At 39.8% G+C, this 21893-nt stretch carries 23 protein-coding genes, 3 pseudogenes and 1 riboswitch; of the genes and pseudogenes, 11 read left to right on the top strand and 15 right to left on the bottom strand.

The annotated features are described in order from the left end of the window. Positions 1-32: 32 nt before the first annotated feature. The 4 genes from ppk2 (at position 33) to CXF95_RS23495 (ending at position 3301) form a co-directional block, all read left to right on the top strand. Positions 33-803 carry a polyphosphate kinase 2 gene (gene ppk2, locus CXF95_RS23510; protein ID WP_101200950.1) on the top strand — a complete coding sequence of 257 codons (771 nt, stop codon included), beginning with the start codon at positions 33-35 and terminating at the stop codon, positions 801-803. 92 nt (positions 804-895) lie between these two features. Beyond that, positions 896-1702 (top strand): exodeoxyribonuclease III, encoded by an 807-nt coding sequence (gene xthA / locus CXF95_RS23505; RefSeq protein ID WP_101200949.1) that lies wholly within the window; start codon positions 896-898, stop codon positions 1700-1702. A gap of 33 nt (positions 1703-1735) precedes the next feature. Next, a complete protein-coding gene (locus CXF95_RS23500; RefSeq protein ID WP_101200948.1) occupies positions 1736-2398 on the top strand; it encodes an energy-coupling factor ABC transporter permease in 663 nt (220 codons plus the stop codon). A gap of 96 nt (positions 2399-2494) precedes the next feature. Next, entirely contained in the window at positions 2495-3301 is an 807-nt protein-coding gene (locus CXF95_RS23495; protein WP_101200947.1) for a sulfite exporter TauE/SafE family protein, read from the top strand. A gap of 148 nt (positions 3302-3449) precedes the next feature. Here the strand turns inward: CXF95_RS23495 and CXF95_RS23490 are convergent, their stop codons facing one another. From CXF95_RS23490 to CXF95_RS23480, 3 genes are all read right to left on the bottom strand, one after another. Then, positions 3450-3896: a DUF1499 domain-containing protein gene (locus CXF95_RS23490; RefSeq protein ID WP_101200946.1), complete on the bottom strand. Its 447-nt coding sequence runs from the start codon at positions 3894-3896 to the stop codon at positions 3450-3452. Positions 3897-4229: 333 nt separating this feature from the next. Beyond that, entirely contained in the window at positions 4230-4478 is a 249-nt protein-coding gene (locus CXF95_RS23485; protein WP_101200945.1) for a DUF3297 family protein, read from the bottom strand. Positions 4479-5115: 637 nt separating this feature from the next. Beyond that, complete coding sequence (locus tag CXF95_RS23480; RefSeq protein ID WP_101200944.1) at positions 5116-5604, bottom strand: shikimate kinase; 489 nt, start codon at positions 5602-5604, stop codon at positions 5116-5118. 262 nt (positions 5605-5866) lie between these two features. Here CXF95_RS23480 and CXF95_RS23475 point away from each other — a divergent pair, with 262 nt between their 5' ends. Next, entirely contained in the window at positions 5867-6118 is a 252-nt protein-coding gene (locus tag CXF95_RS23475) for a type II toxin-antitoxin system Phd/YefM family antitoxin (protein ID WP_101200943.1), read from the top strand. Next, positions 6115-6375: a Txe/YoeB family addiction module toxin gene (locus CXF95_RS23470; protein WP_101200942.1), complete on the top strand. Its 261-nt coding sequence runs from the start codon at positions 6115-6117 to the stop codon at positions 6373-6375. Before CXF95_RS23475 ends, CXF95_RS23470 begins: the two co-directional genes overlap by 4 nt. A 141-nt stretch (positions 6376-6516) precedes the next feature. Here the strand turns inward: CXF95_RS23470 and CXF95_RS31590 are convergent. The 9 genes and pseudogenes from CXF95_RS31590 to CXF95_RS23415 form a co-directional block, all read right to left on the bottom strand. Further along, positions 6517-7340: pseudogene (locus CXF95_RS31590) on the bottom strand (transposase); the annotation flags it as partial. Between the two features lie 135 nt (positions 7341-7475). Further along, the gene (locus tag CXF95_RS23455; RefSeq protein WP_101200941.1) at positions 7476-7778 is read right to left on the bottom strand and encodes a hypothetical protein; all 303 of its coding nucleotides are present in this window, start codon (positions 7776-7778) and stop codon (positions 7476-7478) included. After that, positions 7775-8053 (bottom strand): BrnT family toxin, encoded by a 279-nt coding sequence (locus CXF95_RS23450; RefSeq protein ID WP_101200940.1) that lies wholly within the window; start codon positions 8051-8053, stop codon positions 7775-7777. Before CXF95_RS23450 ends, CXF95_RS23455 begins: the two co-directional genes overlap by 4 nt. A gap of 102 nt (positions 8054-8155) precedes the next feature. After that, positions 8156-8533: a hypothetical protein gene (locus CXF95_RS23445; RefSeq protein WP_101200939.1), complete on the bottom strand. Its 378-nt coding sequence runs from the start codon at positions 8531-8533 to the stop codon at positions 8156-8158. Continuing rightward, positions 8530-8913 carry a hypothetical protein gene (locus CXF95_RS23440; RefSeq protein WP_101200938.1) on the bottom strand — a complete coding sequence of 128 codons (384 nt, stop codon included), beginning with the start codon at positions 8911-8913 and terminating at the stop codon, positions 8530-8532. Before CXF95_RS23440 ends, CXF95_RS23445 begins: the two co-directional genes overlap by 4 nt. Before the next feature lie 446 nt (positions 8914-9359). Beyond that, a complete protein-coding gene (locus tag CXF95_RS23430) occupies positions 9360-10391 on the bottom strand; it encodes an IS110 family transposase (RefSeq protein ID WP_101200936.1) in 1032 nt (343 codons plus the stop codon). A 296-nt stretch (positions 10392-10687) separates the two neighbouring features. Next, positions 10688-11342 (bottom strand): annotated as a pseudogene (locus CXF95_RS23425) (hypothetical protein); the annotation flags it as partial. Between the two features lie 15 nt (positions 11343-11357). After that, on the bottom strand, positions 11358-12482 hold the full coding sequence (locus CXF95_RS23420) for an ISAs1 family transposase (RefSeq protein WP_101197148.1): 1125 nt from the start codon (positions 12480-12482) through the stop codon (positions 11358-11360). Between the two features lie 71 nt (positions 12483-12553). Next, positions 12554-12943: pseudogene (locus tag CXF95_RS23415) on the bottom strand (transposase); the annotation flags it as partial. Between the two features lie 639 nt (positions 12944-13582). Here CXF95_RS23415 and CXF95_RS23410 point away from each other — a divergent pair. The 4 genes from CXF95_RS23410 (at position 13583) to CXF95_RS23395 (ending at position 17135) form a co-directional block, all read left to right on the top strand. Further along, positions 13583-14794: a hypothetical protein gene (locus tag CXF95_RS23410; RefSeq protein WP_157828228.1), complete on the top strand. Its 1212-nt coding sequence runs from the start codon at positions 13583-13585 to the stop codon at positions 14792-14794. Positions 14795-15118: 324 nt separating this feature from the next. Beyond that, positions 15119-15242, top strand: a riboswitch (SAM-I-IV-variant riboswitch). 39 nt (positions 15243-15281) lie between these two features. Next, positions 15282-15692: a hypothetical protein gene (locus CXF95_RS30895; RefSeq protein WP_232788002.1), complete on the top strand. Its 411-nt coding sequence runs from the start codon at positions 15282-15284 to the stop codon at positions 15690-15692. A gap of 523 nt (positions 15693-16215) precedes the next feature. Then, complete coding sequence (locus CXF95_RS23400; RefSeq protein ID WP_101200639.1) at positions 16216-16587, top strand: hypothetical protein; 372 nt, start codon at positions 16216-16218, stop codon at positions 16585-16587. Further along, on the top strand, positions 16584-17135 hold the full coding sequence (locus CXF95_RS23395) for an RES family NAD+ phosphorylase (protein WP_157828201.1): 552 nt from the start codon (positions 16584-16586) through the stop codon (positions 17133-17135). The genes CXF95_RS23400 and CXF95_RS23395 overlap by 4 nt, the downstream gene beginning before the upstream one ends. A gap of 518 nt (positions 17136-17653) precedes the next feature. Here CXF95_RS23395 and CXF95_RS23390 read toward each other — a convergent pair. From CXF95_RS23390 to CXF95_RS31215, 3 genes are all read right to left on the bottom strand, one after another. After that, the gene (locus CXF95_RS23390) at positions 17654-18775 is read right to left on the bottom strand and encodes a transposase family protein (RefSeq protein ID WP_232788001.1); all 1122 of its coding nucleotides are present in this window, start codon (positions 18773-18775) and stop codon (positions 17654-17656) included. 13 nt (positions 18776-18788) lie between these two features. Next, complete coding sequence (locus CXF95_RS23385) at positions 18789-20210, bottom strand: IS66 family transposase (RefSeq protein ID WP_101197251.1); 1422 nt, start codon at positions 20208-20210, stop codon at positions 18789-18791. Between the two features lie 115 nt (positions 20211-20325). Next, positions 20326-20460 (bottom strand): hypothetical protein, encoded by a 135-nt coding sequence (locus CXF95_RS31215; protein ID WP_255418951.1) that lies wholly within the window; start codon positions 20458-20460, stop codon positions 20326-20328. A 123-nt stretch (positions 20461-20583) separates the two neighbouring features. Here CXF95_RS31215 and CXF95_RS23380 point away from each other — a divergent pair, with 123 nt between their 5' ends. Further along, positions 20584-21885: a site-specific integrase gene (locus CXF95_RS23380; RefSeq protein ID WP_101200669.1), complete on the top strand. Its 1302-nt coding sequence runs from the start codon at positions 20584-20586 to the stop codon at positions 21883-21885. The last annotated feature ends 8 nt before the right edge of the window (positions 21886-21893 follow it).

The raw sequence follows: 21893 nt of genomic DNA, 5'->3' as shown, positions 1-21893 counted from the left end.
TTTCATTTTTATAACAGATATTTATCGTTCTCATGAAAAAATCTACATATGAAAAACATTTAATTCAGCTGCAAATTGAACTCGCCAAATTACAAGAATGGGCGAAACAAACAGGGCAAAAAATTGTGGTGCTGTTTGAAGGCAGAGATGCAGCGGGTAAAGGCGGTGCTATCAAAACCATCACTGCCAAGCTGAATCCCAGAGTGGTGCGTATTGTGGCCTTAACTAAACCGACCGAAAGAGAAACCACACAGTGGTATTTTCAAAGGTACGTTGCCCATCTTCCTGCTGCTGGTGAAATCGTTTTGTTTGATCGTAGTTGGTACAACCGTGCTGGTGTGGAAAAAGTCATGGGTTTTTGTACTGAGCAAGAGTGCCAAGAATTTTTAAGTACTTGCCCAGCGTTTGAAGATACCTTGATAAAATCAGGTATCACCCTGATCAAGTATTGGTTTTCAGTCTCTGACGAAGAGCAAGAAAAACGTTTCGCGAAACGATTGACTGACCCAATAAAACGCTGGAAGTTTTCTGATATGGACCTCGCCTCTCGTAGTAAATGGGTTGAATATTCCCAAGCCAAAGACGATATGTTTGAACACACCGATACCGCTGAAAGTCCGTGGTTTGTAGTCGATGCTGACGATAAAAAAGCAGCCAGGCTGAATTGCATTGATCATCTGTTGACTCAAATTAACTATCATTCTGTAAAACATCCAGACATAACCTTACCCGAAATCGATAGAAAAAATTATCAACGGCCACCTCATAAACGCCAAAGACATATTCCGAAGAGATATAGCTAAATGTAGGTTTAGCTATGTAAAAGTTCTTGATACCATAATATGCAATGGCAACATGGGTTGCCGAGCTCTTATATTTCCTTTGGATCCTCACAATGAAAATCGTTTCTTTTAACATCAATGGCATACGCGCTCGTTTACATCAATTACAAGCGTTAATCGACAAACATCATCCAGATATTATTGGCCTGCAGGAAATCAAAGTACATAACGACCAGTTCCCCATTGCCGATGTTGAAGCCATGGGTTATCACGTCTATTTTCATGGGCAAAAAGGCCACTATGGCGTGGCAATGATGTGCAAGAAGCCAGCATTAGACGTGCAATACGGTTTCCCAGGTGATGACGAAGAGGCACAACGTCGAATGATCATGGTGAGTTACCCTATGGACAATGGCGAAACAGTGCGGGTGTTAAACGGTTATTTCCCCCAAGGTGAAAACCAAACTCATGAAACTAAATACCCTGCTAAACGCAAATATTACCAAGATTTGATGAGTTATCTAAACGAATATCATACCCCTGAAGAAAATGTGATTGTGATGGGCGATGTCAATGTGTCACATACCGATTTGGATATCGGCATTGGTGAGCCCAATCGCAAACGCTGGCTACAAACTAAAAAGTGTAGCTTTTTACCTGAAGAGCGTGAATGGTTGAATACACTCATTGACTGGGGTTTTACCGATGGCTTCCGTGATATGTACCCACAAGAGTCACAGAAATACAGCTGGTTTGACTATCGTTCAAAAGGTTTTAACGACAACCGTGGCCTGCGCATAGATTTGATTTTAGCCACCCCAAAGTTACATGCCATGTTAAAAGAAGCCGATGTAGATTATGAGTTAAGAGGTATCGAAAAACCCTCTGATCATGCACCTATTTGGTCTGTCTTTAAATAATACAGGGAAAAAAAAGACATTGAGTAATTAACGATGGAACACACCGCATACTTTACTGATATACAAACAATGGCAGGATTACTCAGCTTAGTCATATGCTTTTTTGTCAGTAAAAAACTAATATTTTCTCAATTAATATCAGACAAAAAATGCCAGCACCTAGTGTTTGGTAGTGCTGCCTGTGTATTTATATTGTGGATGTTTCGAACGGGCATATACGATGGGCTAAATGTGCACTTTTTATGGCTGTCAGCCTTATCTTTATTATTAGGCTTTCGCTGGGCTATTTTTAGCGCCACCTTAGCGCTATTGGGCGTGACAATATTTGGCAAAGAAAGTATCGACATGTTAGGGGTAAACTTTTTGTTGGGGGTACTTGCCCCCATTGCGCTTACATATGGGATTTATAGCCTGACCTTTCATAAATTACCTCGGCATATTTTTATTTATATTTTTCTCTGCGCCTTTATCCCTGGTGCATTATCAATAGTGCTAAAAATGTTGGCATTAAGTGGCTACTTTTATCTTGATGGCATATATAGCTGGCACATTATTGAAGACAATTATTTAGTTCTGAGCACCTTAATGTTATTCCCTGAAGCGATGTTTAATGGCATGACTATCACCTTACTGATTATCTATAAACCAGAGTGGGTGTATACCTTTTACGATAAGTTGTATTTGGATAAGGAATAAAATAGTTTTGGTTCCCATTATGATAACGGCCAGCCTTAACGCTATTTGTTAGCTATTAGTTAAACAGTTAAATACTTAATAATAAGAGACTATTTAGTGGAAATAGAATTCATTATTCAATTGAGTCTACTTGGCATAGTAGTGGGTTTTGCAGCAGGTCTATTAGGTGTTGGAGGCGGGGGTATTTTAGTGCCTATGCTCACCAGTATCTATTTATCTGCGCAAATCGTGCCTAGTCATGCCGTTCATCTAGCCCTTGGCACCTCTATGGCCTCAATTATTACCACCACCTTTTCCAGCGCTTTTAGCCACTATAAAAACCATAATGTTGACTGGCCTCATATTAAAATAATGGTGCCTTTGATTATTGTGGGGGCAATATCAATTTCGTTCTTGGTCCCTATGATCAACACCTCATTTCTAGCCATGTTTTTTTCGCTATTTATGTTTAGCATGTCTATAAAATTATTTATTAACAAACCCTACACTCCTGCAACAAAAACGCGGATACCACCGCAGTTAGCAGGTTTTGGCATAGGCAGTATTTCTACCTTAGTCGCGATTGGCGGCGCAGTGTTGAGCGTACCTTATTTAATGAGTAGAGGATTAGAAATGCGGCGGGCCATTGGTAGTTCAGCTGCTATTGGTTTTCCTATCGCTATATCTGGCACGATAGGATATGCAATTAATGGTCATATAAGCACAGCCGAGTTGGCTAATAATGAGACGATTATCGGCTTTGTGCATATTCCAAGTGTGATTATCATTTCTATTTTTGGATTTATAATGGCACCAGTTGGAGTGAAGTTTTCCACTAAACTCCCAGTTAAAGTACTGAAAAAGATATTTGCCTTATTGTTAGCCTGTTTAAGTATCAAGATGTTGATGAACGTAGTGTTGTAAATATCAGGATTATCCACATAAAAAGCTCTTTAATAGCCTAACAAAGCCATAATCAGCTAAAACACGAGATAATGGCAACCTTGAGAAAACCCAACTAGCCCACCATGATTGGCTAGTAGATTCACTTTTTATAATATTCTTATTACGATTAATATTCTTTAAATGTATCTCTAATCTGTTCAATTCGTTTTTGGTTAGCCCCAAGATCTGAATATCCAATACGTGATGCCGACCTGAAATTTATAATAATGTGTTCGGTGTCTGTTGCTGGAAAATAAAACTCAACATCATCAACAAATTGGAATATTTTAGACGTAAAGGCTACACGGATATAATTTTCCTGAACGACTATTATTTCTGTTCGTTCCAAAGTGTTTAATATTTGTAACAGTCTATCTTGTGCATCTTGCGGTGTTCCAGTGAAATGAATGGGCTGTATATAATGCTCTTTATCTGTTGCTTGACTACTCACACAGTTTGGAGTGCTAGGACATGGTGTTAATTGATCACTCATGACACCCAATTTAGGCAAGGTTCCAGAGCATCCCATCAAAAAAACAAAGCTTAATAGAACAATTGAAATTTGCTTATGCATTGCATCCTTCCTTAACGATTATCATAATTTATTGCTCGCTATATTCAATAAAGAACCAAGCAGAGAGTAATTGTTCCTGTGAAATTTCAAACGAAACAATGTTATTTTTGACTTAGACCTCAAGGCATACAAATAGGGGTATCCACCAGATTTGGCGATAAAAAAGGTACGTCACAACAACGATCTGCTACTCCTGTGCCCTCTTCAATATATTGACTATATAAGCAGCCCCCCTCCACACTAGGCCAGTCCAAAAACAGGATGAAGTCGCGGAACAAGCGCGCGACCTCTCCTTAATTATATACGCGTCTAACACCCATAGAGCAAAACGACTTAACTATAGAAAGCTTCAACGACTCCTTTTAGGGTGATGAGAAGTGGCTGTCCACGACGGTCCAACGCTTTAGGAGAAGGGATTTTTACCCATCCTTCACTGATGCAATATTCCTCGACATTGGTACGCTCTTTGCCATTCAACAAAATACCTATGTTGTGTTCAAAAATTTCTTCCACATGATGTGGGCTTTTGGTATTACTCGAAAGGCGATCCGGTAAGTCTGGTAGCGATTTAGTATCGTTCATGTTGATGACCTGAATTAAAAAAAGTGCGCTATTGTAGACAATATATAATTAGCGCTCAAGATCTGCAGTAGAGTTTATATATGTTGTTTAGAGGCTTGTGACTAAGTGATTACGAGTCACTCATATCCACCATTCATTTACTGATAGTATCTATAGGGAATGGAACATAGTTTGTTTAATTTCTTTCCTGTTTTGATTAAATAAAAAAACAACAATCAAAGGCTCTTAAAGTGCCAGCTACTAACACTCTCAATAATGGGATTTTGTACCTTAAATGAATAGAGAATGATTAGTCGAACAGATAAAATGACAGTCTCAAAAAAGCGATCATATGTTCACGATATTGTTGATATACCTCATCATCAGCCTCCAATCCCATTATTCTCTCAAAAGACATAGAAACTCCACTCTAAATACATAGATAACCAGAGGCTAGAATAATCTTCAACTTAAAATTCAATGTAACAATCAGCCAACATTGCCCTTATAAACCTGTCGCTTCGTTAAATCTAGGTAGGTTTAACCATGAAACAACATAAATATTTTACGTAGCGCACTACAGCTTTTTGGCACTGACCTTTTTCTAAAGCCTCAAACACGGGCGAGCGCTTTTTGTGGGCGATTGTGCTTTACCTTGTTATGTACGACTCTCATTTGACACGTACATTGTTTTTTTTCCTGGGAATTCTTCAAATAACTTTTGGTGCGCTACTTTTGAAAATGTATCATTACGAGATGTATATTGTGAAATCCAATCGATTAGCATATCTAAATTTTCGTCCTGAGCCTCTTTGCTTTTATATTTGTGAGGCTCCCAAGGTCGATTTCTAGCGTTTGCCACACAAGCGGAAACTGGCAAATTTAGGAAAACGACTTTATCAGCTTTAGAAGTAACAATTTCTAGCAAATCGGCATAACAGCCTTCAATAACCCAGTTATTATGTACAATCAAAAAGTCATTTATCGATTTACTTGATTCTAAAATTGTTTGTCGTTCCGGTGTTTTACTAGCTTTCCATGCAATAGTATCTAGGTCTAAATGAGCTAACTGATTTTTCAATGCCAACTCTGTTGCCAGAGTAGATTTACCAGAACCTGAATTTCCGAAAATTACGACTTTACTCAAAACAACTCCTTAGCACCAACACTTGGCTAAACCACCCCTAAATTTAAAACTGAAGCCAATAAACGAGATATGCCCTATCAATCCCTCATCAAATCCTGGCTCGCGGATGATGTTAAAGAAAGCCGCAATGCCTGATGGAGTAACAACGCCCCAATAAACCACCGCAAAGAGCGCAGCGAGTTGAGGTCGGATTAATTGGATTGTTATGTGCCATTACGCTAAACTGTACAAATAAACGTACATGAACACTTTGGAGTCCACTATGGATGCAATAAGCTATACAGCAGCTAGAGCAAATTTAGCAAACACAATGGCGCATGTTTGTAATGATCATGCGCCAGTTATTATAACTCGTAAAAGTGAAGCTCCTGTTGTGATGATGTCTCTAGAAGACTATAACGCAATGCAAGAAACCACATATCTACTCAGATCTCCAGCTAATGCTATAAGCTTGCTTGATTCTATTACCGAACTTGAAGCTGGCAATGGAACCCAAAGAGAGCTTATCGAGTGAAACTCACCTTTTCAACTAAGGCTTGGGAACAATATCTATACTGGCAAACTACAGACAAAAAAATATTCAAACGAATCAATGTACTCATAAAAGATATCCAAAGAACACCAAATGAGGGCATTGGAAAACCTGAGCCTTTAAAGCACGGGCTATCAGGGTATTGGTCTCGTCGAATTAATGATGAACATCGCATCGTATATAAACAGCAAGATGATACAATTTTAATTGCTCAACTGCGCTACCACTATGGCATATAACGAGGCTGTAGATTAACTCGTTTTAAATTGATTTAGTTTATCCACAAACGATATCTGAGTTCATATTTGGGTTCAATGAATTACTTAATTTGATCTTCAATATAAAAATAGAGGGTAAGAATTGTTTTAATAGGTGTTATGGCGACGCTTGTCTTTTTCTGTGTGGTAGGTTTCACTTTCTTTAAACAGGGGATTTCTGCTTCTAAACTGAGTGTCAGCAATATAAGTATCGAAGCCGCTACTGGACATGAAGGCTAAATTATCTTCACTGTTCAAGCCGCTATCGGCAGTAAATCGCGTAGTCATTCCAAGGCTTTTATCATCGTTTATCGCAATCCCGTTGTAGCCTTGGATAGTGCCTTTTGACGTTGTTTTGTCCATGGATGGACTATATGCCTATCATGCAGGAGCAATTGTAGGCCATTTTCGCGCTGTCTGGGTCAGTAATATTACTTTTTACCGGCTTACCTTTACTGCCTGTTTTCTCTTGGTGAGTAGCTAAAAAACTTGTGATTTTATCGGCACTTTTATCCAGCTTTTCTTTTTGTTTTAAATCGTGAACAACCAGCTCATCACCTAAACCATCTTGCGCTTGATGACGCTCAACAATACGTTGACTGGCACGCTCTAATTTGGCCTTTTTACGCGCAAGCTCTTCGAATTTGCCGCTCCATTCTTTACTGGCATTTGACTTTATCTCGTAGCGGGCCGGCCCTCAGCCATCAATGGCAAACATGTGACGTCCAATTAACTGTTCTTCATCACATATCATTAGGACTTGCGTAAAAAGTGGTTCAATTTGTTCGTGCATCTTTGCCACAAATCCCGCGATAGACGTGTAATGTGGCTGTACATCACCCGATATGCACACTCATAAAGTGAATATTGGTTTCGCAGGCTTTGGCAATGCGACGACTACTAATTAAACCATGGGCATAACCGAGTAATATAATCTCTAGCGGAATAACATCTATTAGATCACAGCTAACCTAGGGGTTCAAGGTTAAAAAACAGACAATTGAAAAGTAATAAGAAGAACATGAAAATGTTCTACTTAGGAGAAATTCTACAGCCTCAACGCTTTTAGAAGCGGCGCTGTTTTATCGCGTCCGCTTGCTAAACTTATTAGCTGTAATATCTTGCAAAGTGCCAGATACATATTTATGAAGAACACTAGCTACCAATGTTTGATATGGAATGCCTTCTTCCAAAGCACGACGTTGGATTGCGGATAAATCATGTCCAGACAGGCGAATATTAATACGCTTATCTTTTTTGAAAGTATTCTCTGCAGATGCTTGGATTTCGGACTTGCGGCTTTCTGTTAGCGTAGAAGTAAAGTTACCACTCTCAAAATCATCGAGTAAGTCTCGTTCTTCTTTGTCCAATTTTGCTTTATTCATGGCTTTTCACCTATATATAACTTGGTAGCCTTGCGACTAGGAATAACTGTTTTTAAGAAAATTTCTTCATCAGTTTCAATATATGGAACCAGATATGCGTAGTTCTCAATATTGATGATGAAAATGCGCTGATTAGGATATCTTTCCTGATTTGAGTGTTTCAAATCATCTAATAGGCATCTCATTTGAAGATGGTAAATAACATCTTCAAATGAGATACCGCGCTCTTCAATTAGGAGCTTGTTTTTGTCAGGATTCCAATCGAATATTTTCATGTGTTGAAGTGTAGCATTGTGTGCCGTATGTCATCAAGCACCTAACACCAATTTAGGCGGGGTTTTGGCGTTCTTCCAAAATGTCCGTCTTCAAATTTTTTGTTATATGACATTCAACCACTCCTTTGGATATTCATTGGTTATCGCATAACCTTTGGCCTGAGACATCGTCATTTTGCCGATTACAACCAAGAAAACTGAACAAAGAAATGCGAAGATTTGCATTAATGGCATAGTTATAACTATCATCGACAAGATTCCAAGAGGTATAGCTAAAAAACCTGAGCCATATGGCCATTGATTCAAGGGTTGCTGTGTGATCTCAAATTGAAAAGACAATATCCATAACAACAATCCAACCCAAACTGCTAAACCCGAAAAAAATCCAACCAATCCAACAAATGAATTAAACTGATTCCACTTTGGCTTTAGCTGACTAGTTTGAGAAGCGTTTTTCAGGAGCCTGTTTATATATTTCATTGGTAGACAACTTCCTTTGTAACATCAAAACCACAATCCTCTCCAAATGAAGTGATAACTAAGTGTTTACGAATTAAACCGGCGTCTATTACGAACCAAGTTTTAAATTTATCATCTTCTTCAAAGCTGGCAAGTGGTGCAGCAAATACAGGGTTTTCAAAACTGTCACCAACTAAGTGAAAACCAACAAACGGTTCGGAATTAAGTGTTTTTGGTGCAGAGATCAGTACTGAGTAATTTTGTTCAATTAACCTTACGTCTATTGATATTTCACCCGCATACTTAAAGTTATTTTGTTCTCTCATTTCATCACTAATAGAGCACCCAGCTTGTGCTCCAAACGATAGAAAAATTAGAAGTAATATATAGCCTTTGAGCATAAATTCCTCCTTAAAATATAAAACCTAAATAAGACATATATGGACGCTCCCGTGATGTCAACTTACTACTTGCCCCTTCGCGCTAATTTTTAGCATGAATGACTCTTTTAATCGTGTATTACCGCTAGTCCGTTGTGTTGAAGGCAGTCTAAAAGTGGTTAGTTCTGACATATATTCAGGCTCTTTATTAGCGTTGGTTTTATCAACACTGGCCTCTGATGAACTCCGAACCTTATCGCCTTTAAAACACCCATTCGGATTATTATCCGTGTCCTGGTCTGGCTTTGATGAGGTAGGATAGACCGTTTTCTTCATCATTTTATGACTAGCGGGGTGGGTAAACTAGGTGTTATCCCGTGTCTTGCCTTCCACAACACCCAAACAGGCTTAAAGCCTTTGTCTTGATCGGAATTGAGCTAAACAGGGATAACGTAAAGGGTTTCATATTAAGCACTGACCTCTAAAGAAGCCGGCATTGCGCGATAGTGCTCTTGACGTGTGAGCAATACCCATATCAGCCGGGCAAGGCGGTGGGCCATCGCGACTGCTACTTTATTAAATGGTTTTGTGACGCGAAGTTTCATGGCCCATAGGGCTAACGGGTCGCTACTTTTAGGTGCACGACTGACCAGGGCTCTGGCACCGTGTATCAGTTGCTTACGCAAGTAGCGGTCGCCTCGCTTGGTGATACCGCCCATTTTACTGATGTTGCCTGAGGCGTGTTGCTTGGGCGTGAGCCCTAACCACACCGCAAATTCTTTGGAGCTACTAAACGCCTGGCCTTTGTCAATAGAGGCTAAAAACGCTGAGGCATTAATGACGCCTATGCCGGGAATACTGAGCAATATCCTACCGCTTTCACAGCCGTCGACAAATTCGGTTAACTGTTTTTCAATACGCTTCAAGCGGTTAATTGTGGTTTTATATTCACTCAACATATCAATCACCATATCTTGTAATCGGTGGCTGTATTGAGGGTTATCAATGATACTGGTTAAGCCATGTAAGAATGCTGCGTGGCCACAAGGAAATACCACCCCAAACTCACTTAATAGCCCTCTGGATTGATTACTCAACGCGACTTTGTTTTTACCAAGCCGTTCACGAATACGGTGTAAACAGCAGATTTCTTGCTGGTGCTCGGTTTTAATCGGCACAAAACGGATAAATGGACGTTGACTGGCTTCTGCTATTGCAAACGCATCATTGTGGTCATTCTTGTTGCCCCGTACAAAAGGCGTAACGTGTTGAGCAGGGATAAGCTTTACATCATGGCCTAATTTAGCCATTTCGCGGCCCCAGTAATGGGATGAATAACAGGCCTCCATCACCACCATCGTAAGCGCTTGCTGACGGATAAAGTCAAGCAACTGATCACGCTTTAAGCGCGTATTAAACTGCGGTTTCATACGCTCATTCACGCCACAAGCCTGAAATACAGTCTTTGCTAAATCGATAGTAATTGTTCTAAGCTTCATCTTGGATGTTCCCTATGTAAATAGTCTGGTTGAAACTACTATTTTGGCGCATTGACGCCGTAATAGGGAGCGTCCATCTCATCACCCAAAGTAATAAAGTACCCAATCACAGCCTAATCAACAAGCATAAAGTGATGGGTATGTTCTGACTCTTTGATTTTAAATTTCGAAATCTGAGCTTTTTGGGGATGTGGCGTGTTGAAAGCAGCTAAATCATTCCTCCCTCTCAAATTTCAGGCAACGCCATTGAGCACAGGTTGTGAAGGTAGCTTTGAATGTGTGTGATGCTGAACTGTTCAGGCGTGTTGAAGTAAGACTCTGGCCTTTGCCATACCTCGTATACGTTGATGGTCTGTGTGATGTTTGAATTGTTGTAACATATGCTCACTACCTACAGCGGTACTGAAGTGTTGTTCAAACTCGGTAGTGAGAGTCAACCACTGCTCTGAGTCGAGGCCGAGGCGCGCTAAAATGGGGCTATGGTGTTGCTCTATATAACCTGCTTTATCGTCTCGAATACAGCGGCCTGTGCAATCCACTAATTCACAATAATCAATCAAGCTGTAAGCAATGCCTTTAGGCATGTCTTGTCTATGATTGCCCACAAAACGCATGAGTTTTGTGGGCTGCTCACCTTTGATGAAGGCGTGAATACGTTGTTGAATACTGGTGTGTTTTGATGTTTCTGGCGTGGTTTCCATCTTGGCGCGAATAGGATTTAAATCGACATAGGCCATGCAGGCTAATACCGCACTTTCATCCCTTCTTGCCGTAAAAGCAGGCTTGAGATTTGAATCGGCCTTCCCACTAATTTATCGGGAATAAATTAGAACAGCTTTAGCTGGCCCGTAGGGTGAGCGCTAGGGATGGCAGCGAATAAAACCTGCCAGTGCAGGCATCTTCCTTATTCGCTTCTCTGACTATGTATTCATTGAGGTTACGCATTAGCCAACCAGGGCAATCGCATTAAAATATTTGTAGCAGTTTCAGCAAGTAATCATTATCCCAACCTGCCATTTGCCGCTTAATCTTAATACCTACCTTATTATCATTATCTGACGTTAATAAATTCAAAGATATGTGGCGTAATATTGCCATGTTTTGATCTGCATATCCTTGACGAATTCGACAATGATCTTCGTCAAATGCCATATCTAATCTCCAGTGAAGATTATTCTCTACACCCCAATGAGCACGTACATAGTGAGCAAATTTCTCTGCATCGTTATGCTTAACGCTACTAATAAAGTATCGCGTTTCTTCTGACCATTCGTTCGCAAGAAATCTTCTTGATTTGACGCTAACAATACTGGCAAGGTGTGGGTGAGTATGATGCTCAGTAAGCCAGTCAATTCGGTTGCAGGAAGTCACTGTTCTTTCTTCAATACGGCCATGCCCTGAATCAATACTCTTATAAGTATTTAACGTGCCCTCATAACTTTTAGGGGTATTTTCAAAGAATAAAATCACATCATCATGTAGGGTGCTTTGATTTCCTTTCAGTGCGGTTAAATAATCAGCGCCTTTACTCACGATCAGTTCAGCCGATTTCTTTTGTGTGTTTAATGCATCGGTTGTGATGATACTGCCTGTGATGTCTAAGTTTTTGAGTAGGGAAGGTAAGGCGGTTATTTCATTCGATTTTTCATCAACTTTCACTTGTCCAAGTGCCAGCTGATTATCATGTGACCATGCGCTAACCATATAAATAGCTGATTTATTAGATGACTTATCATGAGTGCGTCGAAGGCATTTACCGTCAATAGCGATCACATCGCCCGTGACATTTTTTACTATCTCTTTGATCCAGCTAGAAAAACAGGTTTGAAATTGCTCAGGATCAATTAAGGAAAAAATACGTCCCAAAGTATCATGAGACGGAATACCATTTTCTAGGGATAAATATTGTTCAAACCAAGTGCGTTTAATGTTGGCAAATTTTTCAATGGCAACCCAGCCATCACAGCCACAGATAACGGCACATAGGGTAATAAAAAAGATGTCATCTAATTTATGTAATTGTTTTCTTAGAAGACGAGGATCTTCAATGTCTTTGAAATGTTCGATAAGTGTGGGCTTGTATTTGGTCATATTACGTCGCGTAAAGCGAAGTAATAGATCAAATTAGGGGATCTGTGTCAAGCCATTTTTAATGCGATTGCCCTGATTAGCCAACTGATGTCGTATAAACGCTGACGGTAAATCGTTACTGTTTCCTCTAGACCAATCATTTCCCCTTTACTAATTGTGCCGCCTTTTTGATACTTTTGACTCAATAACGTGCCTTGGTAAAGCTGATGCCAACGTCTTATAACTTCTTTCATCGACCAGCCTTCAGCCAAGTCTTTATCCACACACAAAACGACATGCGTATAATTACTCATCACAGCATAAGCACAAATGCCAATTGAAAACACTGACGATAGAAACAACAATCGCTCTTCTACCCAACCACGGCGATGCTCGTAACTCTGCCCCATATACTTATCCGTACCGCACAAAAAAGAACGGCGAACACAGCGAGAAACACAATGGTAATAGGGAGTATCAATTAAACTGACTTGAGTTTTACATGACTATGGCATAACAGACCATCCGTGGTTGTTTGAGTAACTTAAAGCTTAGGGCATAACTGGTTTTTTGCTACTTTTAAAAATGGGTGTCTTCTTTAGCCTAAATTTTTTAAATAAAATGAGCTTAGGCCACTTAACGATAGTCTTAAAAAAACGATGGAATGTCGAAGCAAGCTATTGAAAAAAACGCTGGATGATAATTCAGGTTGGCATGATTATTCATACTAAATGGGGGATTGAGCGTCGTTTGACGAATTTAACCGTTCAAGATATATAATATTTAATCTATGCATCAATATATTACATAATAATCTCTAATTGATTGTTTGCTGATAACAAAACATCACGCATATCGTCGTATATAGCATAAAGAACCTGCATTTATTAATAATTAGATTTGGTCTCGTCTATTAATATTGCTCTAAAAAAATACAGCAGTTCTCGCTAATCAATGAATCCCACTAAAACAGTGCCTCAGAACGAACATGAAAAAAATTTTGTCGCGCTGACTTACCCTCCTTTACCCGTTCAGAAATATTATTTATATTTTTTGAACTTTTTACCGCACCTAAGATCAGATCAAAAACAAAACTAATAATATATCTATCTGGCACACATTTGACTACACACACTAAACCCAAGAAACATCTGAGTTTTACCGCATTGAGGAAATCATTTTCCGCTGTGCTCAAAGCAATACCTGAAACAAGAGATAAAAATAAATCTACTTATAGCCAGCACGATATTGTCATGAGTGCCTTTGCTTGTATGTATTTTCAAGACCCTTCCTTTTTGGCTTTTCAGCAACGCTTAGAAAATAAATTAAAAAGCAGTAACCTTAAAACACTCTTTGAAGTGAAAGATATTCCCAAAGATACGCAATTAAGGGACGTTCTCGATAAAATCCCCACTGAAAATTTTAGTGATGTCTTTAGTCATATGTTTGAACAGCTCAGGCGTCATCATCATCTTAAAGAATTTGAAGTCATACCTGGGATATACTTATGCTCAGTTGATGGCAGCCAATACCACAGTTCAAAAAAAGTCAGTTGTGAGCATTGCCTAACTAAGCAACATCAAAATGGGGTGACAAGTTACAGCCATAGCGTATTACAGGGGGCTATCATGCACCCTTCACAACGCCAAGTTATCCCCATGATGCCTGAAATTATAAGAAACGAAGACGGAACAAAAAAACAAGATTGTGAGCTCAATGCAACCAAGCGCTTTCTAAGCCAATTACGAGAACGCCACCCAAAATTAGGATTAATGATTTGTGGTGACGGACTCTTTTCTCATCAACCTATGATAGAAGAAACCCTCAAACAAGCCATGCACTACCTTTATGTCGCAAAGCCCGACGATCACACCTATATGATGGAGTGGATATCAGCCTACAAAGAAATTCCTAGCTATCAATATAAAGATGATAAAGAACGAACACACAATTATCGTTGGCAAAACAAAATACCGCTGAACGGAAAAGAGAATACCGTAGAGGTGAACTGGCTGGAATATCAACTCACGAATAGCCAAGGTAAAATTACCTTTCAAAATAGCTGGGTCACTGACGTTAACGTCACGAGAGATAATATTAAAACATTGGTTAATGCAGGGCGCTGTAGATGGAAGATCGAAAATGAATGCTTTAACACCCTAAAAAATCAAGGTTACCACCTTACTCATAACTATGGTCATGGTAAAGATTATCTCAGCGACAACATGTACATTTTAACTCTGTTAGCCTTTTATTTTCATCAGATATTTGAACTGACGGATAAAAAGTATCAAGCCTGTAGAGTTACTTATGGGTCTAAAAGACAGTTATGAGAAAACTTGCGAGTCACCGTTCGTTTCTTATTATTTGATTCATGGGAAGATTTGCTTGATAACTTATTATCAAACCCTGAGCCTTCGGAGGAATATCGTTATAAGCCTTAAATTGACGATATGCCTTATAATGCGCGCAATCGTAGAATATTACGTGTGTGAAACAGAATAAAAGCTGCTTGAATTAAGTTATGGAGCAGTGAATCACTAAAAAATTGGCTAACAAGCGAATTTATGCACTGATCCTAACACTTACCGAGAATTGCTGAAAAAAATATAGAAGTCTAGACATCTATATGAAATGAATGTATTGTAAATTTTGTAACATTTCATCAAGAGAAAGTCGCCAGACTTCACCAACCTGCATTATTATTTTGTAAGGTGGTTTTACTCAAATAATGAGTAAGATGTGCTCTTGCATTATTGCATGAGAACTTTAAGGCACTTTGTCTTGTTTAATTTTGACCCTGTTTATTAAGGACATCACATGAGCAACGACAACATTATTACCTTTCCAAAGAAGAAACAGAGTGAGTTTTGCCCCTTTTTATTTGTCGAAACGTTTTTTGAGCATAAACGCGAGTCGTTTTTTGTTATGGGGCTATGCGAGAACCAACGACGGTTACGTTTGTTACCTTTCGTGATTAATGCCGATCAAGAGAGACATCGCATGGCTATTGCTGAAAAAATCGTTACTCACTATTCGATGACAGGGGGATCACTACCTATATGGGGAGATATTGCTTGCTATAAGTATTTCACTTCAGCTGATATTGCTGAGGTATTCTCGATTTCTGGTGAGTTTATTAAAATTTCCAATGAGCCAAACCCAGATGCAGCAACGGCATGTTGGAAGGTGCAGGAAGGGCAGGATCAAAAAAAATACGAAATAAGCTGACTAATTTTGTTAGGGGAAGATTAACATGTCTTTCCCCGCTAATTTCATACATTCCATTTAATAATTTTCTTTTATTATCTCTTAGAGTTACATAAGCAAAAATAAAATGTGAGATTATGGATGGTTACTCGTCAATTACAGAGTAGGCTATTTCTTAAAATCATAAAAAAGATACGCAGACCGCTAAAAAATCCTCTCTAATTTTGGGTTTTCTTAAACATAAGGTCGACTTGGCTTGTAGCAAATGAAAATCATTTACAACTAAATTTGGTACTTCGTCCTGATTACTTTCCCCTTCGCGCTCCTTTCCGTTTATGCTTTAAAAAGGGTTCCCATCACCATGGAATTCATGATGCCATTAATATGGTGAAACTATCGTCTCATGCCTTAGGAAAAAAGAATGTGGATCCTTAATTTACCTAGTCTAGGTTGAATGTTGCTTCCAACTCTTCGTGAATATTGGTGACACTGCCAACATTATGACATATAATTCGACATATTACTGGTCACAAATGGCGTCACTATGCTTTCTACATTCTCACAAATGCCTGACGGCTCTGAAATAGAAGACCCGCGCAAATGGGTTGAACAACTGCATACCAATATGGAAACGCTGGCCTTCTCTGCAGGTCTGCCAGAGACATCGCTAAAACGTACCGACCGGTTTCAGTCAATCAAAGTGCAATCTCGTTTGCAAGATATTCACGCCATCATTGAGCGAATATCTCCATGGTTCGACTATTCCAAAGAGCGCAGCTGGCTGTGGTTTCGCAGTACACCCATTCCGGCATTTGATAACAAGTCAGCCTCTGAAGTTCTGCGCGAATTCGGCAGCCAGGGACTGATTGCGATAAACGACTACATCGGCATGAAAGAGGCAGGCGGGTTCGAGTGAGCTTGATTGATGAACTCATAGGTGACTTTGAACACACCCAGGGCGACTCAATTAATCAGACAGTCTATCGCGTACACAGCCTAAAATGGGCTTATGCCCCGTTAAGTGGTGATGGTTCGAAATCGCGAGGAGGTCGCTTTAACCCCAAAGGCCAGGCAGCACTTTACACCTGCATCGACCAGTTCACTGCAATGTATGAAAGTAAGGCCGCTGGCGATGGCATCACCCTTATTGATCCCGTCGTACTTTTGTCCTATACAGCCACCTGTGACAGGGTATTAAATGCCGTTGACCATCCCGACACTCGCGCTTACTTCAGTGGTGGATGGTTACTACCTAATAGTCAACGTCGCGGATGGACATTGTTTGAGCGTGCACGACAATCTAGGGTCAACGCGCTTATCGTGCCAAGTTACACCAAATCAAAGGGTAAAAACGTGGTCTTTCTTAATTGGTCTGCTGATACAGTCAAAGTCCACGATCCTGACGGCAGCTTACGCAACACTTATGGCGATTGTTTTGACCAATTTGACTCAAAACCGCAGTAGAGTTCTCATCCCGACAGTTCATTGCGTTCTTAATCAAGAGGGGTGAAAATGTTTGGTGCTAATGTCGGAATGAGACTTCCGGCGAGTTTTGAATTCCCATCTACTTAGTATCTGTTGAAAGTCGCTTTAGAAAAGTTTGAAGTTCGTAAAGACTAAATTTATCAATGTCACCTTTCGTAAGGCTTCTGGCTTGTGCCGGAGTGACGCCTAATACCTGAACAGTAGTTTTAATCGGCGCATTTCTCAAATCCAACGTTTGGTGAATTTTGATCATTAAATCTGAACATGCCTTATCAAGCGAAGCATGTTGAGGTGATACTGATACCGTATCGAAATTATTGTCGGATTTCAAAACCATTGGAAAATTTAGTTGATATATTATTGGAACGTGATGATAGTTTACATTACAGCAGAAGCCCTATCCATTCAACCTACGGTCAATTCGTAATAACTGACATTATTACGAATTGACAGGGAGTATATTCCAATTAACAAATGAGTCTTAAGTAAGTAAATTTTTAGGCTCGTTTATTCTGTTCAAAGATCTGGTTAAATAATTCATTACGTTCTTTTTGAAGTAATTCAGCACAAGCATTATCTGTCATTTCCATAGCTTGCTCATCTAGTATTTCAAAATGAAAGTCTGCTTTCAAATATGTTTTGGCATTGGGTAAAGATTTTAGTTTTTCATAGGGCGTCATCATACTTTTGTAAGGGTAAGTTTTACGTTGTTTCCCTTTATCATCAGTGGTGACTTCAGGAAAGAAACAAGGTCTATGATAATTGATATACGGGTAAAGATATTTTAAATTAAACGTATTGATTAACGGTGCCCATTTCTGTGGAATATGTGTGTAACCAAACTGTTTTCTTACAATTGATGCATTTTTACTTTCTGCTAAGGCATTATCGTTTGAGTGTCTTGAGCGTGATTTAGTGAGCTCTATTTCAAGTTTGGTGAGTAATTTACACACGTGTTTGTTGATGTATTCAGAGCCATTATCTGAATGAAACCCTTTGATAATAAAAGGAAATGCGGCCATCATTTGCGTTAGTACTGGAATGAGGTAACGCTCACTAATACGTTCAACTGAGCAAACAACCTCAAACTGTGTCACCTCATCAACTGCATTAATATGATACACGCCTTTTTGTTTATCTAGGTCTCCTTGGTGCACGGTATCAATACGAATATAGCCAGGCTCGCCGTTGGGTTGAGGTTTACGCCGTTCGCCAATAGGCACTTGTCTTGATTGTGTTTTTGTGAAGTGTCTGCGTTGTTTTTGGTAGCCTTGAGAGTGCCTCAAGTTATATAAATGTGAAACAGAGATAGTGGCAAGCATTTGGTATTCTGATTGCTCAAACGTATTGTAGGCACGCTCCAACAGCTTTTTAGTGGCATGACCACAGATATCATCATGCCTTGCGTCCATTTCAGCCAGTAGCTTAATATCCTTTGTACTGTAAATGGTTGAAAAGCCGTTAGTTCGGCAAGGTTGCCAGTTAATTCTGCCGACGTCCTTGTATTGTTTTATCAATCGAGTGAGTTGCTGCCGCGAGTAGCCTGTCACCTTTTTAAGGTATTGATTGACGATCCCTTTGTCGGTTTTTTTTAACGTGATATAGCGAAATTTTATCAATGTTTTTTGGTAACTACTCAGCGGGTATAAAGATATTAGGCAGCATGCCATTTAATAATAACGTTAATGCCGTGGACCCACTGATCCCTTGTTTTTTGCAGCTCGACAGATAGCTACGTAATCCAAAAAACATTTTGGCTCCGTTAGCACTTCTAAAACATCCCGATATCTTTTGTTGAACCTTTGCCATCCTCAAATCATTTTCGCCCTGATTATTAGTGAATGGCACTGCCTCATCCGTCATGAATCTAAGTACATCGCTTTCATAGTTTTGTAATCGCTCAAGTAGGTTACGTGATTGAGTTCTTTTAGGCCGTCCTCGCTTACCTTTCACTGGTATCGGCGCAGGACTTTCTTTTTCTCCTGCCTTTAAAATCGCTTGATAGTGACGTCGCAAGGTGTCTTGTCTTTCAACACTGAGTAACCCGCCAGCCTTATCTACCTCTTGATTGAGCTTAACTAAAAACACCCGTATTTCCTCAGCCCAAGCTTGATTATCTTGCTCATACGCTCGAGTTAATTCTCGCAGGTGATGCGCATTGCATAATGAATGTAGGCACTCATAACGATAATAAGGTTTCCAATGGTCATGGCACATCACACCGTTGAACTGGGGTAATATGTCAATCTCATCCATGGCATCATGGCCTCGTTTTTCATGGGCTGATAAATACGTCCAATCCAGAGACGAAGCGTTATGTAGCCATTGTCTTTTTCCGTTGATATTGATGCCAGTTTCATCGGTATGTAATGTCTTTTCTTTTCTCAAGTTCGCTTTGATAATATCTAATGCTTGCGTCTCTTCCAGTTTGGTAAAAGCGGTATTGATAAAGTTGAAAAGACTGCCGCTGCTCAAAGGTATATTAAGCTGGTCAGTGAAATACTCACGAATGCGCTCATAAGGCAGTAATTGATATTGGGACAGGTAAACCGCATGAGCTTTTAACCCAATACCATATTGAATACGGCTATTAACGTCTTGGGGAAATGGGGCAACGAAGCGTTGACCTAACTCATTCTCAAGTATTTGTGCGCGATATTCAGTGACGACACGCTTAAACTCAATATCGACCACTTGCCGCACCTCTTCACCCATATCAGTATAGTTACCGGGCGGTAAAAGTGTGCTATCAACGATTAATTTATGTGTGATGTCAGGGTTGTCATCAAGTGGTAGCGTTGTGCCTTTATGCCCCTTTTGTCCACCTGATTTTTTAGTACTGTTGCCTTTTGAATTTTTCTTTCTATTTTGATCGGACGAGGGCGGTATACTGCTGTTATTACTGTTAAGCCCAAGCCGTTGACAGAGTAACGTGACAATAAGAAGCAATAAATCCATAGCAGTACGCATTGAAGGTGACAATGTATTGTCCGCTTCAATTTGTGCTTTAATGTTATTGATATTCGACTCAATATCAATGCCGCTTACTTTCATTTAGCCACGTAATTATCGAAATAAAACAGTATAATAACGCTTAGAAATGATCAAGCAAGTCGATCATTTTTTAATTTTTGATCGTTAAAAATAAACTAGATTATGTGCTGAGTAGTTACGTTTTTTGAATGAATTGATATCGCTGATTTTTATCACCTAAAACGGTAAAGGCGACGGCTTGGTTACCTTGAATAAAGCGTTCAAGCTCTTCAATAGTGGTGAGGTTTTCTATATTCATGATCGCTTGCATCTTATGATCATGAACAGAATTTAAGTCTTTAGACGCATTTCATTTTGGAAACACGCAATTAGTTAAGACTCATTTCATATTGGACAAGGCTCAGGGTTTATTTACGTCTGTACCCTGCTTCTTATGAAATACCATCCCATCACCGACACCATCAACTTATTGCCTCAGCAACGAGAGTTGTTGAACTCTTCCGAGTTTGCACAGGTTTACCCCTCTTTGGATGAATACCTAAACAAAATGGAAGACAACGGCATTGCTGCACGCAAGGATTTGGGGTTGTTGCTGCATTTTCTGGTCAGCGTAGTGGGCAACTCAAAAGGCACACAGACACGCTTTCGAAATGAGGCGGAACGTTTTACCCTGTTTTGCTGGAACGAAAAGAACAAGTCAATATTAGCATTAGGTACAGAAGACATCCGAGATTACATCGATTGGATTTGGTCACCGCCTAAAGCACTGATTTCTGATACCACCATTGCCAGTCGCTTTAAAGCTAAGGCTGGTACTGATATACGCACTGTGAATAAAACCTGGCGACCATTTGTCCTTCGGCAGTCCAAAGCCAACCGCAAAACCAATGAGCTCATTTCACCAGAACGTTCAGCTTTAGATAAGCCTAAAAACCGCTACAGTCTTAATCAAACATCATTGCAAAATTCTTACGCCTCCTTGAATGTGTTTTTAAAAGAGCTATGGGAATCTGAACACATTGCACGCAATCCCATTAGTCTGATAAAGAAAAGCTGTAAGTACATGGTAAAAGGCAAAATCTATAAACCTCCACATACCTTAGACGATGAAACCTGGCAGCTATTTGTGGATACGCTTACGCAGGCGGCAGATGAAAATCCTGCATACGAAATGCATAGATTTCTGGTTCTTACGTTAAAAGTGTTGTTTTTAAGGATTTCAGAGCTTTCACATCGTGATTATTATACACCGATATTTGGACATTTCAGACAGGACCCCAGCGGTGAAGGCTGGGTGTTGAACATCATTGGTAAAGGCAAAAAAGAACGCCTAGTAACGGTACCCGACGAATTTATCGACAATGTGCTAATTCGCTATCGAGAGTCATTAGGGTTAACCCCCCTACCCCATATCGACGAAAACACGCCCATTATGCCGTCACAAAAAACCGGTCAACCGCTTCATCAAGATAGCTTGAATAATATGGTAGAAGAAGCTTTTGATTTGGTGATCAAGTCGTTAGTTAAAAAGGAAAAAAAGCCACAGGCTCATGCCATTGCTGGCGCCTCTTCCCATTGGTTAAGACATACTGGCGCCACGCAGGCTTTAGGTGAAATCAGCGAAACGATGTTAGCCGAAGAGCTTGGCCATGCGAGTGTTAAGACTACTGTAGAGGTTTATGTGGCACCGGCACATAGGGATCGCATTAAAAAAGGTGTGTCACGAAAGCTTTAACGAAACAA

Source organism: Paraglaciecola sp. MB-3u-78 (genome assembly GCF_002835935.1).
In the GTDB taxonomy this organism is placed as follows: Bacteria; Pseudomonadota; Gammaproteobacteria; order Enterobacterales; family Alteromonadaceae; genus Paraglaciecola.
This window is presented reverse-complemented; position numbering and strand designations above follow the sequence as displayed.

Coding starts and splice junctions, on each gene's coding strand:
- ppk2 (WP_101200950.1), top strand. CDS start 33: ATGAAAAAATCTACATATGAAAAACATTTAATTCAGCTGCAAATTGAA.
- xthA (WP_101200949.1), top strand. CDS start 896: ATGAAAATCGTTTCTTTTAACATCAATGGCATACGCGCTCGTTTACAT.
- CXF95_RS23500 (WP_101200948.1), top strand. CDS start 1,736: ATGGAACACACCGCATACTTTACTGATATACAAACAATGGCAGGATTA.
- CXF95_RS23490 (WP_101200946.1), bottom strand. CDS start 3,896: ATGCATAAGCAAATTTCAATTGTTCTATTAAGCTTTGTTTTTTTGATG.
- CXF95_RS23485 (WP_101200945.1), bottom strand. CDS start 4,478: ATGAACGATACTAAATCGCTACCAGACTTACCGGATCGCCTTTCGAGT.
- CXF95_RS23475 (WP_101200943.1), top strand. CDS start 5,867: ATGGATGCAATAAGCTATACAGCAGCTAGAGCAAATTTAGCAAACACA.
- CXF95_RS23455 (WP_101200941.1), bottom strand. CDS start 7,778: ATGAATAAAGCAAAATTGGACAAAGAAGAACGAGACTTACTCGATGAT.
- CXF95_RS23450 (WP_101200940.1), bottom strand. CDS start 8,053: ATGAAAATATTCGATTGGAATCCTGACAAAAACAAGCTCCTAATTGAA.
- CXF95_RS23445 (WP_101200939.1), bottom strand. CDS start 8,533: ATGAAATATATAAACAGGCTCCTGAAAAACGCTTCTCAAACTAGTCAG.
- CXF95_RS23440 (WP_101200938.1), bottom strand. CDS start 8,913: ATGCTCAAAGGCTATATATTACTTCTAATTTTTCTATCGTTTGGAGCA.
- CXF95_RS23430 (WP_101200936.1), bottom strand. CDS start 10,391: ATGAAGCTTAGAACAATTACTATCGATTTAGCAAAGACTGTATTTCAG.
- CXF95_RS23420 (WP_101197148.1), bottom strand. CDS start 12,482: ATGACCAAATACAAGCCCACACTTATCGAACATTTCAAAGACATTGAA.
- CXF95_RS30895 (WP_232788002.1), top strand. CDS start 15,282: ATGAGCAACGACAACATTATTACCTTTCCAAAGAAGAAACAGAGTGAG.
- CXF95_RS23400 (WP_101200639.1), top strand. CDS start 16,216: ATGCTTTCTACATTCTCACAAATGCCTGACGGCTCTGAAATAGAAGAC.
- CXF95_RS23385 (WP_101197251.1), bottom strand. CDS start 20,210: ATGAAAGTAAGCGGCATTGATATTGAGTCGAATATCAATAACATTAAA.
- CXF95_RS31215 (WP_255418951.1), bottom strand. CDS start 20,460: ATGCAAGCGATCATGAATATAGAAAACCTCACCACTATTGAAGAGCTT.
- CXF95_RS23380 (WP_101200669.1), top strand. CDS start 20,584: ATGAAATACCATCCCATCACCGACACCATCAACTTATTGCCTCAGCAA.